This window comes from Acinetobacter sp. USHLN143 (genome assembly GCF_037145695.1).
GTDB lineage: Bacteria > Pseudomonadota > Gammaproteobacteria > Pseudomonadales > Moraxellaceae > Acinetobacter > Acinetobacter fasciculus.
Map to the genome: position 1 here is coordinate 18652 of NZ_JBBCWZ010000003.1, position 13981 is coordinate 32632.

At 45.9% G+C, this 13981-nt stretch carries 11 protein-coding genes; 8 read left to right on the plus strand and 3 right to left on the minus strand.

Annotation, left to right across the window (positions count from 1 at the left end; translation table 11 throughout):
* Positions 1-136 precede the first annotated feature (136 nt).
* From ffh to WFH18_RS01720, 3 genes are all read left to right on the plus strand, one after another.
* Positions 137-1543 carry a signal recognition particle protein gene (gene ffh, locus WFH18_RS01710; RefSeq protein WP_004279196.1) on the plus strand — a complete coding sequence of 469 codons (1407 nt, stop codon included), beginning with the start codon at positions 137-139 and terminating at the stop codon, positions 1541-1543.
* Positions 1544-1694: 151 nt separating this feature from the next.
* On the plus strand, positions 1695-2261 hold the full coding sequence (locus tag WFH18_RS01715; RefSeq protein ID WP_005104859.1) for an RBBP9/YdeN family alpha/beta hydrolase: 567 nt from the start codon (positions 1695-1697) through the stop codon (positions 2259-2261).
* A gap of 144 nt (positions 2262-2405) precedes the next feature.
* The gene (locus WFH18_RS01720; protein WP_005104858.1) at positions 2406-3011 is read left to right on the plus strand and encodes an RBBP9/YdeN family alpha/beta hydrolase; all 606 of its coding nucleotides are present in this window, start codon (positions 2406-2408) and stop codon (positions 3009-3011) included.
* On the opposite strand, the gene WFH18_RS01725 is transcribed toward WFH18_RS01720, so the two are convergent.
* Together WFH18_RS01725 and WFH18_RS01730 are read right to left on the minus strand one after the other, a co-directional pair.
* A complete protein-coding gene (locus WFH18_RS01725) occupies positions 2965-3705 on the minus strand; it encodes a type III pantothenate kinase (protein WP_005104856.1) in 741 nt (246 codons plus the stop codon). The genes WFH18_RS01720 and WFH18_RS01725 overlap by 47 nt on opposite strands.
* 14 nt (positions 3706-3719) lie before the next feature.
* A complete protein-coding gene (locus WFH18_RS01730; protein ID WP_005104855.1) occupies positions 3720-4475 on the minus strand; it encodes a biotin--[acetyl-CoA-carboxylase] ligase in 756 nt (251 codons plus the stop codon).
* Positions 4476-4502: 27 nt separating this feature from the next.
* On the opposite strand from WFH18_RS01730, the gene WFH18_RS01735 reads away from it, so the two are divergent.
* The 5 genes from WFH18_RS01735 to ligA all read left to right on the plus strand — a co-directional run bounded on the left by WFH18_RS01735 (position 4503) and on the right by ligA (position 12782).
* Complete coding sequence (locus WFH18_RS01735) at positions 4503-5306, plus strand: sulfite exporter TauE/SafE family protein (RefSeq protein ID WP_005104854.1); 804 nt, start codon at positions 4503-4505, stop codon at positions 5304-5306.
* Between the two features lie 200 nt (positions 5307-5506).
* Complete coding sequence (locus WFH18_RS01740) at positions 5507-6202, plus strand: GntR family transcriptional regulator (protein WP_004279202.1); 696 nt, start codon at positions 5507-5509, stop codon at positions 6200-6202.
* 11 nt (positions 6203-6213) lie between these two features.
* Positions 6214-9666 (plus strand): chromosome segregation protein SMC, encoded by a 3453-nt coding sequence (gene smc / locus WFH18_RS01745; RefSeq protein ID WP_164542818.1) that lies wholly within the window; start codon positions 6214-6216, stop codon positions 9664-9666.
* A 1-nt stretch (position 9667) separates the two neighbouring features.
* On the plus strand, positions 9668-10633 hold the full coding sequence (locus tag WFH18_RS01750) for a cell division protein ZipA C-terminal FtsZ-binding domain-containing protein (RefSeq protein ID WP_005104852.1): 966 nt from the start codon (positions 9668-9670) through the stop codon (positions 10631-10633).
* Positions 10634-10742: 109 nt separating this feature from the next.
* Positions 10743-12782 carry an NAD-dependent DNA ligase LigA gene (gene ligA / locus WFH18_RS01755; RefSeq protein WP_035342540.1) on the plus strand — a complete coding sequence of 680 codons (2040 nt, stop codon included), beginning with the start codon at positions 10743-10745 and terminating at the stop codon, positions 12780-12782.
* Between the two features lie 70 nt (positions 12783-12852).
* On the opposite strand, the gene WFH18_RS01760 is transcribed toward ligA, so the two are convergent.
* Positions 12853-13920 (minus strand): SDR family oxidoreductase, encoded by a 1068-nt coding sequence (locus tag WFH18_RS01760; RefSeq protein ID WP_005104850.1) that lies wholly within the window; start codon positions 13918-13920, stop codon positions 12853-12855.
* Between the last annotated feature and the right edge of the window lie 61 nt (positions 13921-13981).

Below are 13981 nucleotides of genomic sequence, written 5' to 3' on the forward strand. Positions count from 1 at the left end.
CAAACCTTTTTAAGGGTGATGAATATTCATTTATATAAATTCGCTGCGAACTACAGTATCCTATAGCATTCTATGCATAAATTTTCTATTTTAAGAAACAATTTTTTGCTCATGGCTATTTTAAGCGGATTTTGCAATGTTTGATACCTTAACAGAACGACTCACGCAGAGTTTAAGAAATGTTACTGGCTCAGGGCAGCTAACCGAAGACAATATTAAAGATACGTTACGTGAAGTGCGTATGGCGCTTCTTGAGGCCGATGTTGCGTTACCTGTAACTCGTGAATTCATCGCGAAAGTTAAGGAAGAAGCATTAGGCCAGGAAGTGATGACTCAGTTATCTCCTGGGCAGGCTTTTGTCAAAATCGTTCATGACGAATTGACCAAAATGATGGGCGAGGCCAATGAAAGCCTCGACCTCGCTGCAAAACCACCTGTGGTTGTCCTGCTGGCAGGCCTGCAGGGTGCAGGTAAAACAACAACTGCAGCGAAACTTGCACGCTTCTTACAAGAACGTCAAAAGAAAAAAGTCGCGATGGTCTCTGCCGATGTGTATCGTCCGGCTGCGATCAAACAGCTACAGACTGTCGCGGGTGAAGTCGGTGCGATTTTCCTGGAATCTAGCGCAGACGAAAAACCGATTACGATTGTGAATCGCGCGATTGAACAGGCAAAAATCCAGTTTGCCGATGTGCTGATTGTCGATACGGCAGGTCGTTTGCATATCGATGATGACATGATGGGTGAAATCAAAGAGCTGCATGCAGCGATTAACCCGACTGAAACCCTGTTCGTGGTCGATGCCATGACCGGTCAGGATGCGGCAAACACCGCCAAAGCATTTAATGATGCCTTGCCTTTAACTGGTGTGATCCTGACCAAAACTGATGGTGATGCGCGCGGTGGTGCAGCGCTTTCAGTACGCGCGATTACCGGCAAGCCAATCAAATTCTTGGGTATGGGTGAGAAACTCGATGCCTTGGAGCCATTCCATCCTGAGCGTGTTGCACAGCGTATTCTCGGTATGGGTGATGTACTTTCTTTGGTCGAAGAACTTGAACGCAAGGTCGACAAAGAAAAAGCCGAAAAAATGGCGAAAAAACTGCAAAAAGGCGGCAGCTTCAACTTTGAAGACATGCTGATGCAGTTTGAGCAGATGAACAAGATGGGCGGCATGATGGGCTTCCTGGACAAACTTCCTGGCATGAGCAATGCCGGTCTGCAAGATGCGTTGGCGCAAGCCAATCCTGAAAAGCAGGTCAAGAAAATGGAAGCGATTATCCAGTCGATGACTATCAAAGAGCGCCGTAACCCGGACTTGATGAACCCAAGCCGTAAAAAACGTATCGCAGCAGGTTGTGGTATGGAAGTGGCAGAAGTCAACAAGCTGATCAAGCAACATGCCCAAATGGCCAAGATGATGAAAAAATTTGCCAATCCATCGGGTATGGCGAAAATGATGAAGTCACTTGGCGGTTTGCAGAAACAGTTTGGTGGCGGCGGTGGTATGGGTCCATTGTTCGGCGGCAACGACAAGAAATAAGTTTTATTTTAAAAAAAGGCGCAATATGCGCCTTTTTTTATTGCGAATAAATGGTCAAACTGGTTTAAACAAAACAACATTTACTTACCCAAAATAAAAATCCAATCAGGCAGACTCGGGAATATCAGCACAAAATAAAGAGAAATTTCAAATGAACCAAGTAATTGTCGTACATGGTTATACTGCAAGCCCGGAAGAAAACTGGTACCCATGGATTCAGGAAAAAGCCCAACAGGAAAATGTCAGTTTAAAAGTCCTCCGGCTGGATCCATCGCCTACACCGACACTGGACACCTGGGATCAGCAAATGCGTGAACAGATTGATGCAATTGACGAGGACAGTATCTTTATCGCACATAGCTTGGGAACTGTGGCCGCATTGCATTACTTATCCAGAGAATTAAAACAGCAGAAAATTCAGCAACTGGTACTGATCGCGGGATTTAATGGTCGATTGGGTCGCCTGGATGAAATAAATCCTTTTATTGATGCCGCTGAAATCAATTTTGATTTACTCAAACAACAGGTTGCAGAGCGTGTGGTGATCTACTCCGAAGGAGATGACCGGGTTGCACCAGAATTTAGTCTGGAACAGGCGGACAGTCTGGATGCCATTGTGGTGAATGCCAAGCATCACGGACATTTTATTGATTCTCAAGGCTGTACTGATTTGCCAGAACTCTGGAAAGTAATCGAACCTTATCTGATTAAATCTTAAATTTAGGCATGTTATTGTATTCGCTAAATTTTAAAATTTAACATGAGATGGTGTTCAAAAAGGCACTTGAATTCCATCTCCAGACTGGTTAAAACTTATTTTTTGTCGACGCAATTTGCGTTCAATGATAATAAGTAAATCACTATGAAAAATATAATAAAGAAAGTCTATATCGTGCCGGATTATCAGGCGACCTCCAATGATCACTGGTACCCTTGGTTCAGTCGCCAGCTTAAAAATGCCGGTTTTGAGTCTAAACGGATTATGCTGGCCAACCCTTTTCAGCCTGATTTAGAAGAGTGGCAGCAGAATCTGAAACTGCACATTCCGCAGATGGATGAACATACCTTTTTAGTTGCACATGGCCTGAGTTGCGTCAGTGTTTTAAACTTTTTACAGGAACATTATATTCAGCAGCAACACAAGATCGGCGGCATCATTCTGGTCTCGGCCTTTGATACACCGCTGGTGGCCTGGTCAGAACTGAATAAAATACTGCAGGCTGTGCGACTCGATCTGAAAAACTTGCCGTATAGCTATAAACGTGCGGTGATGCTGATCTCCAGTAATGATCCTTATGTGCCTGCACCGATTTCCTTGCGTTTAGCACATAGCTTGAATGCACAAATTTTTGAGATCAAAAAAGCCGGGCATTTCAACAAGTCCGATGGCTTTGCCGATTTTCCGCAATTGCTGGACATTATCAAACAGTGTCTGGCAAATGAGCTGCAAAATGCTGCAGGCCTTTAAGCAAAAGATCCGGTTCAATCCGGGGCTGATACTGAGCGAGATGCTGCGCAAATAGCGGGGCATCTCCACCGGTTAAAACCAACTGTGCTGGAAAATCATGTAGTACTTTCTCAATCGTGCTGAGCAGACCCAGTAGGATGCCATGATGAACAGCATCGATGGTGTTGCGTCCAGGATTGAGTTCAGAAAAAGCGGCATCCGGGATTTTAATGCCTTTGGTATTCTGAATCAGTGCATCACGTTGCAAGTACAGATTCGGCAGAATAAAACCACCCAAATGTTGTTGTCCTTGCGCCAGATCAATGGTCAGCGCCGTACCGCAACTAATCACACAATAATTTTCATGCGCTTGCGTCGCCACTGCAAGTACCTGTAACCAGCGGTCAATCCCCAGTTGCGAAGGTTCATCATAGCCACAGATCAGACCGGCATATTCTGCTTGTACCTGAGCAAAAATCACTGGAATATGTAGACTTTCTAAAATGCTGAGAATACGCTCATTATTGATTTTATCTTGGACAGAAGATAATCCCACCTGATGCAAGCCCAGCGCTTTGAAATGCTGGATCAGGCCAAGTAACAAATCAGCAGGAGACTGTAAATGTAATTCTGCTGCCTGTTCAATAATCTGATCATGCTCGGTAATCCAGTATTTAAGCCGGGTATTGCCGATATCCAACCATAATTTTTTCATTGCTGTATGCCTGTTCATCCACCATGTTTAAGGCGGAGCTGTCCCTGATAAAAGGTCTGGATTCCCTGATCGGTCAAAATCTTGACCGCACCATCGTCCTGAATCCCGAGAAAAGTACCGGAATATTGCCCTTGCACATCGGTAAATTCAACCGTTTGTTGTATAAATGCAGCCGATCGATTGAAACGCGCCGCCAGATTCTGACTGCCATAGTTAAACCATTGCCCGGCTTGCTGAATCGCCAGATATAACTGGGCAATTAGTTCGACTCTTGAAGTGCGAGATAAACCCAGCTCGCTCAGGGAACTGACCTGCTGATCTGGAAGTTCAGTGGGCAGAGGATCAATATTCAAACCGCCCCCCACCACCACCTGTGTCGTTGAAATCGGTTCGACTAAAATACCGCCCCATTTTCCGTGCAGGCTATACAGGTCATTCGGCCATTTTACTTGTAATTCCAGCCCTTGCAGACTCGGCATTTGCAGGATATTTAACGCAATTTCTAGCGCTAGACGACCATCGATGGGTTTTTGTGTATGCAGCAATGTGCTTAAATAGATGTTCCCTTCAGGTGATATCCACTGACGTTGACGCTGTCCACGGCCTTGGGTCTGCACATGACTGCACACCAGAACCTGCTGTACCCCCTTCGTTGCCAATTCGCGTACATCATCATTGGTCGATGTAGTAATCGGTTTGATGAGTAATACTTCCGGGAGTTGGCCTGCATCGCTTAATCGTTGTTGCAGTTCACGAGTTTCTACATCCATTTGAATCTAAACGTGGTAAATATCGTTATGGAGTTAATCATATATTTATTGATTGGTGCAATTGCCGGATTCACCGCAGGCCTGTTTGGGGTCGGCGGTGGTTTGATTATTGTGCCCATCCTCTACATTGTTTTTACCCAGCTCCAGTACGATCCCAGCGTGATTATGCATATGGCGGTGGGCACTTCCTTGGCAACAATTATTGTGACTTCTATCAGCTCGGTCATGGCGCATCATCAACGAGGGGCAGTGCTATGGCCCGTATTTCGTAATCTGGCACCCGGCCTGGTCATTGGCTCATTCTTAGGAGCTGGAATTGCAGATTATTTATCGGGCCAAGGTCTGCAATTGCTGATTGGCTTCTTTGCAGTCTGGATTGCATTCAGAATGTTTAGAGGCGCACATTATCAGGTTGATCCGAATCAGAAATTGCCTTCAGCCGCATTACAGCTGGCAGCGGGTGGCGGCATTGGCGTGGCATCGGCCATATTCGGGATTGGCGGGGGAAGTCTGACCGTTCCGTTTCTGAATCGCAGCGGGATCGTGATGCAAAAAGCAGTGGCGACCTCTGCGGCTTGTGGATTGCCGATTGCAGTTGCAGGTGCGCTGGGTTTTATCTGGTTCGGTAAACAGGCGCAGGTCACCGTACCGAATACTATTGGCTATATTCATATTTATGCCTTTATTGGCATCAGCATGATGAGTTTTTTCACTGCCAAGCTGGGCGCAAAAGTGGCACATCTGCTTTCACCGGCCGTATTAAAAAAATGTTTTGCTGCACTACTGACCACCGTCGGCCTGTATTTTATTTATCAAGGGTTTATGGCCTGATTTAAACCTTTTCGGTTGGACTGATGTACCGTATAAGGAGAATAGCTCACTATTCTCCTTTTTTATGGGCCTAAGTTGGCTATATAGACATAAGATTGTCTGACAATGTCAAAGTATTTATGGATAAAAACCCGTTTAATAGCAACATAGTCCAAATAAAGGGCTAAACCAGTATCCATAAAAATAAAGACAGGAACGGTATGCCATTAGAACAAGCGCACAGTTTGTCTGAGCAGATTGCCAAGCACATTAGCGAACAGATTATTCGCGGTGAACTGGTCGAAGGCGAACGTATACAGGAACTCAGGATTGCCTCAGAGCTTGATGTCAGTCGGGGTTCGGTTCGTGAAGCCCTGCTTTTGCTGGAACGCACCCAGCTGATTGAAATTTTCCCGCGCCGTGGGGCGATTGTCTCGGAAATGTCGGCCTTGCAGGTACGTGCCTTATTTGACATGACGTCATTATTGCTCGGGCAAATGGTGTATCGCATGGCGGAAACCTGGCGGGTGCATGAAGCTGAGCGCATTCAGCTATTATTAGAGCAATTGGAAGCAGAAACTCGCCAAGGACACACTGAAAAGTTTTATGATCTGATCTTTCAGGGCATGGCCCAGCAGCATGAGATGGTGGGGAATCCTTATCTGATGCGCTACTATCAGGAACTGCTGCCATCTTTACGTCGGAGCTATTTTCTGACCCTGAATATTTCCAGACGCGAGTTACAGGAATCTTTTGACTTATTTAAACTGGTCACTGAAGCAATTTTGATACGAAAAAGCCATCAGGCCACTTTATTTATGGAAGATTTTTGTCGACACTTGCGCAACCTTGTGTTGGAATCTCTGACACGGATGAAACAAATTGAACTCGCGTGGGCCAGACGCTCACGACGTTAAATCAGGACATTATGCGTTTAAGCAGTTTAAAACTTTCAGGCTTTAAATCTTTTGCCGACAGTACCACTTTGCATTTTAAAGATAATCGTACTGCGGTCGTGGGACCGAATGGTTGTGGTAAATCTAACGTCATTGATGCCATACGCTGGGTCATGGGCGAGTCCAGTGCGCGCCAGCTGCGTGGTGGCAGCATGCAGGACGTCATCTTTACCGGAACTGCGAAACGTAAACCGGTGGGCATGGCCAGTGTAGAACTGCGCTTTGACAATACCTATGGCAAGCTGGGCGGTGCTTATAATGCCTATAATGAACTGGCAGTACGCCGTCAGGTCAACCGCGATGGCAAGTCCGAATATTTCCTGAATGGCAGCAAATGCCGTCGTCGTGATATTACCGATATTTTCCTGGGTACCGGTCTTGGGCCACGTTCTTATGCGATTATCGAGCAGGGCATGATCAACCGTCTGGTCGATGCCAAGCCAGATGAAATGCGGGTTTATATTGAAGAAGCCGCGGGTGTATCACGCTATCAGGCGCGTCGCCGTGAAACGATGCTGCATCTGGATCACACCACACAAAACCTGTCGCGTCTGGAAGATATCGCCTCCGAACTGAAATCCCAGCTAAAAACCCTGAAACGTCAGTCGGAAAGTGCGATTCAATATAAAGAACTGGAAGGACAGATCCGTACCATCAAGATCGAAATTCTGTCTTTTCAATGTGAGCAAAGCCAGCGTTTACAGGAAGAATATACCCTTGAGATGAATACGCTCGGGGAAAACTTTAAGCTGGTACGTTCCGAACTGACCACCGTTGAACATGATTTGGGCAGCACCAGTGAACTGTTCCAGCGTCTGATTCAGCAATCCACTCCTTTGCAAAGCGAATGGCAACAGGCCGAGAAAAAACTGGCTGAACTGGAAATGACCCTGCAACAAAAGCAGTCTTTGCTGGAGCAGAATTCCACCAGTCTGATCAAGTTGGAACAGCAAAAAGTCCAAACCAAAGAGCGTTTGCAGTTGATTGAACTGCAACTCGAAACCTTGCAGCAGCAACTTGAAGATCAGCAGGCACAATTGCAGCAGCAAGATGGCCAGAGTCAGGCGCAAAGCCAAAACTTGACTGAGCTCAAAGCTCAACATAGCACTGTGGCAGCGCAATTTACCCAGATCAAAACCCAGGTCGAACAGCAGCAACAGCGTAAATTACAGATGTTGGCTCAAAGCGAGCAACTGGCAAAGAATATTGAGCGGATTGAACAGCAGAAACAGACGCTCCAACAGCAAAGTGCACAGATTCAGCAACAGGCGCAGCAAGATGAGCTGGATCAGTATCAGGCAGACAAAGCCCAAGCTGAACAGCAAATCGTTGGCTATGAAATTCAATTAACAGATTTAAAAACTCAATTCGAGCAGATGCAGGCAGAGCAGGCGAACCATCAGCAGCGCTTGATGCAGCTCAAATCTGAAATTCAGGTGCTTCATTCAGAAAAGAAAAACCTGAGTCAATTGCTGACCAAAGCTAACTCAAATACCAAGAGTAATGCGGTACAGCTGATGCATGTACTTAAGCTCAGTGATGCAGGCAAAGGACATGCCAGCCTGATCGAAAAGTTTTTGGCCAAGTGGCTGTCTGCCCAGATTCTGGCAGAGGGCGAGCACTTCCTTGAAGATTGTGCGCGTCAGTTAAAGCAACAGGCTGTTCATACTAAAATTCAGATAGCCAATACGATGTGTCTGGCCGACTGGATTGAATCTCCACATTATTCACTGTGGCAACAAGTCGCGGTCGTAGATACATTAACGCAAGCATTACCGCTTCAAACTGAGCTATTACAAGGCCAGACATTACTGAGTTTAGATGGCTACCATGTTGGATCGGACTGGGTCATTGCACTGGACTATGATGAAGCCAGTCAGGCCGGACAAGGTGCATTGAGTCATCGAATGCGTCTGGATGAAATCGAGCAGCAGCTTGCGGAACTTGAACCTAAGTTTATGCAGCTGGAGCAGCAGTTACCTGAATTCGCCGATCAGGTTAAAGCTTTGCAAAACCAGATTCAGAGTATCAGTGAGCAGCACAAGCATACCCAAAAGCAGCTGCAGCAACTCGATGTCAATATTGCTAAAGTACAAAGTAGTGCGCAGGCTTTTGCATTGCAAAAGCAGCAATTACAGCATCAGTTACAACAACTGGATGAGCAGCTTGAAGAAGATGCCATGCAGAAAGATGATCTGGAAATTGATCTGCATGCCTTGAATATCAAACTGGAACAGGCGCTACCAAATTATAAAACCCTGCAATTCCAGCTAGAAGAATTGAGTACTCAGCTGGATGACTCACAGCAGCTCAGTCAGCAAGCGCAGCAGGAATTAGAAGTGCTGCGTAGGCAAAATGTGCAAAGCCAGCAGCAAATTGAATTGCTGGAAAAAGATCAGGTATTCCTAAAAGAACAGTCTCAACAAATTACTGCACAAATCGAGCAGGCCAAGAAATTTGTTGATCCGGTACAGCTGGAATTACCTGCTTTACAGAGCCAGTTTAATGAACAGGCGCAGATCACTGAAAAGCTGCAAAAGACCTGGGCCGACTGGCAGATTGAATTAAATCAGGTGCAGAGCAAACAGCAGCAGCTGACCGAACAGCGTCACAGCTTTCAGCAGCAGGATGAAAAACTCCGCACTACACTGGAAGAAAAACGTCTGGCCTGGCAGGCAGCCAAATCTGATTTGCAGCATTATTCTGAACAGCTGAAAGAATTGAATAGTGAAGTAATTTCCGGACTGAATATTGACCTTAAAGCACATCAGGCGAAACTGGAAAAAGCTCAGGCTCAGTTCGATAAACTTGGTGCAGTCAATCTGGCGGCTTCTGAAGAATATGAAGAAGTGTCAAAACGTTATGAGGAACTGAGTCACCAGATGCAGGATCTGGAAAATACGGTTGCACAGCTACAGGCCGCGATGAAGAGTATTGATCAGGAAACCCGTAAACTGTTTATGCACACGTTTGATCAGGTCAATGCTGAACTGCAAAACCTGTTCCCGAAAGTGTTTGAAGGCGGTGAGGCGAGTTTAAGCCTTGAAGATGGCTGGCAGTCGGGGGTAAAACTGATGGCCCGACCACCGGGTAAACGAAACAGCTCATTGGCCTTACTCTCTGGTGGAGAAAAGGCCTTAACCGCATTAGCATTGGTATTCGCGATTTTTCGCTTAAATCCGGCACCATTTTGTGTACTGGATGAAGTCGATGCACCGCTGGATGATGCCAATGTGGGACGCTTTTGTAATTTAGTTAAAGAGCTTTCTGAACACGTGCAATTTATTTATATTACCCATAACAAACTTGCAATGATGATGGCGACTGATCTTTTAGGTGTAACCATGCCTGAACCGGGAACCTCAAAATTAGTGACAGTTAATTTGGAACAGGCAAAAGAATACGGCCTAGCTGCGGAGGTATAATATGGAAATCACCACCATTATCGGGATTGTTATTGCAATTGTGATTATGCTGTTTGGTATAAGAATGCTGTTCAAAAAACCTGTAGAGGCTGTACCTTCACTGGATGCCAACCTGCATATCGACCCGGATAGCCAGACCCCGATCATTCCAAGGCATGTACGTTCTCAGTTGGCACAACAGGATGTCGAATCTGATCGTATCGAGCCAAGCTTGGGTATAGATGAACCGGCTCCTGAAAAGCCTTCCGCCTTTCGCAAGGCTGAATCAACTCCGGTTGAGCCAAAAGCAGTCGAAACTCCTGTAGCTGCCCCGTCAACAGAAGCTGAAGGAGTGGCACAGTCGGTAGTCACGGCAGCAGATGTTCAACAGGTAGAAGCGGAACAGAAGAATAGCCAGATTGAAACCAAGGAAGAAATGCCTGAATTCAGCCTGAACAGCAACATCGAAAAAGCAGAAATTTCTGAATTTAATGATGAAAGTAGTATTCTGGATACACATCTGCATGAGCAAAAAATAGTGGATGAAGAAAGTGCTTTGTCCAATGCTGAAACCATTATTTCTTTGCATATCTATCCGCAAGGCCGTGTACTTTCGGGTGATAAAACCTTGAAGGTTTTATTGAAATATGGCCTGCGTTATGGTGAATTGGCCTGTTTCCACCGGTATAGTGAAGATGGTTCAAAACTGCTGTTTTCGGTATTGCAAATGACCGATACCGGAATGGAAGGCTTTGATCTGGAAACCCTGTCGACTCAGGAAGTGAAAGGTCTGGCATTCTTCCTGGCTTTACCGCATAGCGATGTACAAAATGCGTTTGATACCATGGACAGTATTTCACGTTTGATTGCCCGTGAAGTCGATGGTCTGGTCTATGATCAGAACCAGCAGGAATTTACTCCACAATTACGTGAATTCTGGCGCCATCAGGCTATTGATTATCGTGCTGGACAAGGGACGGAAGTTTAAGGCTGCTTTGTTCAATCTCCAAGTTGAATCTGTAGACTGCAATTTTTATAATAGCCAAAAGCTGAATATTCTACAGGGCGGATTTTCCGCCCTTTTTTATGGTGAAATTATGACCCAAGATGCCACTGTCATTGCGCAAATGCGTCAACTGATTCAACTGCTTGCCAAGCATAACCATGCTTATTATGTGATGGATCAACCGAGCATTGAAGACAGTGAATATGATCAGCTCTTTCACCAGCTCAAAGCCTTAGAAGAACAATATCCAAATTTACAGCAACCGGATACACCAACGGTAAAAGTCGGTGGGCAGGCACTTTCAAAATTTGTGACTGTCACACACGCCGTGCCGATGCTGTCATTAGGCAATGTCTTTAATCAGGAAGATCTGCTGGCTTTTGCCCGCCGTATTGAAGAACGTTTGCCAAATCAAAAAATTGAATATGATGTGGAACTGAAATTTGATGGTCTGGCCATTTCACTCTGGTATGAGCATGGCGTATTGACGCGTGGGGTGACACGCGGCGATGGGGAAACCGGTGAAGACATCACCCAGAATGTCAGAACCATTCGCAACCTGCCGAAACTTTTATCTCCGGTGAATGGCATCATTCCCGATTTGTTGGAAGTCCGCGGCGAAGTGTTGATGCCGAAATCCGGTTTTGAAAAATTGAATGCTGCCAATGCCGCCAAAGGTGAAAAGACCTTTGCTAATCCGCGTAATGCTGCGGCAGGAAGTTTGCGTCAGCTGGACCCGAATATTGCTGCCTCGCGGCCATTGGCTTTTTATGCTTATGGGATTGCTCAGTGCGTGCCGCATCATGGACAAACCACTATGTCCGCCAGTCTGGAATGGTTACATCAGTTCGGTTTTGCGGTTGGCGAGCGTCACTTTATCTGTGACAGTATTCAGGACGTGCAAAAGGTCTACGAACAGATCATTGATGAGCGTGCCAGTCTCAGTGTCGAAATCGATGGCATGGTAATCAAGGTCAATGACCTGAAACAGCAACAACAGCTTGGTTTCCTGAGCCGTGAACCGCGTTGGGCCACCGCCTATAAATTTCCGGCAGTTGCAGCACTGACTACGGTAGAAAATATTAATTGGCAAGTCGGTCGTACTGGAACATTAACTCCAGTCGCGCGTTTGAATCCAGTCGCTGTCGGCGGAGTAACAGTTTCCAATGTGACGCTGCATAATATTGGCGAAATTCACCGTCTGGATGTGCGTATTGGCGATACAGTTAGTGTTTATCGTAGTGGCGATGTGATTCCTAAAGTTGAAAAAGTCTGGCCGGAATTTCGCCCGGTTGATGCAGTTGAAGTGCATTTACCTGAACAATGTCCAGTCTGTGATTCACCCGTGGTGATGCCGGAAGGTGAAGCATTGGCCCGTTGCTCTGGCGAACTCTATTGTGCTGCGCAGCGGATCGAAACCATTCGTCACTTTGTGTCGCGTAAGGCCATGGATATCGAAGGGCTGGGTGATCGCTGGGTAGAGTCACTGCTACATCTAAATCTTTTAAAAGATGTCTCAGATATTTACCATCTGCATGAACATCGTGAGACTTTGCTCGGTATTGAAAAGATGGGCGCCAAATCGGTTCAGAATCTTTTGGATGCCATTGAAAACAGTAAAAAGACCACACTGGCTGCTTTTATCTATGCACTCGGTATTCGTGGGGTGGGTGAAACTACGGCGCGGATGCTGGCCAATACTTTCCAGACGCTGGATGCCTTGCGTCAGGCCGATCTGGAGGCTTTAAAGAAAACTCCGGATGTAGGTGATATCACTGCGGAATGGATTCTGGATTTCTTTCAGGCACCGCATAATCTGGAAGTTCTGGATCGTTTACTGGCTGCCGGTATTCACTGGGATGCACCGATCGCACCGACTCGTCAGCCGTTAAACGGCGAAAGCTGGGTGGTCACCGGGACTTTAAGCAGTATGGGACGAGATGATGCAACCCAGTTATTGCAAGCCTTAGGTGCACGAGTCAGTGGCAGTGTATCCAGCAAAACCAAATGTGTGGTTGCGGGTGAAAAAGCTGGCTCAAAACTGGATAAAGCAGAAAAACTGGGTATTCCAGTGATCAATGAACAACAGTTTATTGGCTTGATGCAAGACTATGGTCAGCTTGAAGCCTAAATCTCTGCACATTTCATGAAAGAATAAGAGTTAAAAAAGCCACCTTCGGGTGGCTTTTTGCATAAAAAGATTAAGGAATATATTTTTTCACAACACCATCATCGAGTAGCTGCTGGAAATGTTCAACCAGACTTTCTTTCACCGGACGATACTCAATGCCGAGCTCATCTTTACTTTTTTGCGCATTAAAGAAAATTGGATAACCCATATTCAGCTCTACAAATTTACGGCTAAAACCTGCTACAGGCCCGAACAGTTTAAAGGCTGCCTTCGGCAATTGATTGCGCGGGAAGGGAAACTTATTGCCAAAATGTGCTCGCAGAATTTGGCCCATTTCCAGTAGACTCAAGCTTTCACTACAAATGATATAACGGCCATGCGCTTGCGGATTAAACGCAGCACGGATATGCGCTTCAGCGACATCTTGAACATCGACCACGCCATTCCACATCGGTGGAACGCCAAGCAAAGTCATGCCATTGGCAAACTGTTGCAGAACTTCCACACTACCGGATTGGGTATTTGGCGTTAAGGATTGACCAAAAACCAGTGCAGGATTGATACAGACCAGATCCCAGCGATTCTGTGCTTCAGCCATTTCCCAGGCTTTGCGCTCTGCCATGACTTTGGAATAAGGATAAGGCTGATGTGTGGCCGAACTGGTGGTATTCCAGTGGGATTCATCAAAACTGTTATTCTCAGTTTGTAGAATATCAATGGCATCGCCATAAGTGGATGCGATACTCGATGTGACGATTACGCGTTTCACTGATTCAGTCTGATTGACACTATTCAGTACATTTTCAGTGCCTAATACCGCAGGTTCGATAATATCTTTGACTGCATCTTTATAGTTGGTGACCACAAAAGGTGAGGCCATATGAAAGACAATTTCACAGCCTTGCATCGCCTGATCAAAAGAACCCGGGCTTAATAAATTGGCCTGAAATAACTTGAGAGTTCCCGGCGTGCTGTCGGCAATTTTTTCTAAATGGGCAAAGCTTTTACTTTTATTCAGGTCACGCACCGTGGCATGTACGGTATAGCCTTGCGTGAGTAATTTCTGGATGACCCAGCTGGCAATATAACCCGATGCACCGGTAACCAGAACAGGCGCTGTTGTTTGTGGATGTGTCATATCGGAACCGTTGTTGTTTTAAATTTGTGTGAATGATAAGCGAAATTTAAGCATGAAGTAC

Coding starts and splice junctions, on each gene's coding strand:
- ffh (WP_004279196.1), top strand. CDS start 137: ATGTTTGATACCTTAACAGAACGACTCACGCAGAGTTTAAGAAATGTT.
- WFH18_RS01715 (WP_005104859.1), top strand. CDS start 1,695: ATGAACCAAGTAATTGTCGTACATGGTTATACTGCAAGCCCGGAAGAA.
- WFH18_RS01720 (WP_005104858.1), top strand. CDS start 2,406: ATGAAAAATATAATAAAGAAAGTCTATATCGTGCCGGATTATCAGGCG.
- WFH18_RS01725 (WP_005104856.1), bottom strand. CDS start 3,705: ATGAAAAAATTATGGTTGGATATCGGCAATACCCGGCTTAAATACTGG.
- WFH18_RS01730 (WP_005104855.1), bottom strand. CDS start 4,475: ATGGATGTAGAAACTCGTGAACTGCAACAACGATTAAGCGATGCAGGC.
- WFH18_RS01735 (WP_005104854.1), top strand. CDS start 4,503: ATGGAGTTAATCATATATTTATTGATTGGTGCAATTGCCGGATTCACC.
- WFH18_RS01740 (WP_004279202.1), top strand. CDS start 5,507: ATGCCATTAGAACAAGCGCACAGTTTGTCTGAGCAGATTGCCAAGCAC.
- smc (WP_164542818.1), top strand. CDS start 6,214: ATGCGTTTAAGCAGTTTAAAACTTTCAGGCTTTAAATCTTTTGCCGAC.
- WFH18_RS01750 (WP_005104852.1), top strand. CDS start 9,668: ATGGAAATCACCACCATTATCGGGATTGTTATTGCAATTGTGATTATG.
- ligA (WP_035342540.1), top strand. CDS start 10,743: ATGACCCAAGATGCCACTGTCATTGCGCAAATGCGTCAACTGATTCAA.
- WFH18_RS01760 (WP_005104850.1), bottom strand. CDS start 13,920: ATGACACATCCACAAACAACAGCGCCTGTTCTGGTTACCGGTGCATCG.